The organism is Brachyspira catarrhinii (assembly GCF_005518285.1).
GTDB lineage: Bacteria > Spirochaetota > Brachyspiria > Brachyspirales > Brachyspiraceae > Brachyspira > Brachyspira catarrhinii.
Window position 1 is genome coordinate 1 of record NZ_SJDU01000832.1, and the last position, 371, is coordinate 371.

At 32.1% G+C, this 371-nt stretch carries 1 pseudogene; it reads left to right on the plus strand.

Annotated elements, in window-relative coordinates:
* Nucleotides 1-14: 14 nt before the first annotated feature.
* A pseudogene (locus tag EZH24_RS13590) lies at nt 15-371 on the plus strand (PorT family protein); the annotation flags it as partial.

A 371-nucleotide genomic window follows, 5' to 3' on the forward strand; every position in this document is an offset into this window, starting at 1 on the left:
CTCAATTAGGTTATATGATTGGTATAACTGATGGTTTAGGTATTAGTATATTAGGAGAAATAGGATACGCACATGATACTTTTGCTTTTTCTATAGACGGTTCTGCTATGGAAGCAGGAAATGGAGCACCTAGAATGACTTTATCCCAATCTTTTGAAAGCATACAAATAGGATTGCTTCCTAAAGTAAATATTGGTGCATTTGCAATAGGTATAGGAGGAGGAGTAAAAATTCCTATGGCTTCAACTATTAATGTTAAATATGGAGATACTGATGCAGGAAGTCTTAAATTAAATATGAATGATATAGGTACTATGTATTCTACAGCATTAATAGGTTATATTAAAGGTACTTTCGACTATTCTATATTC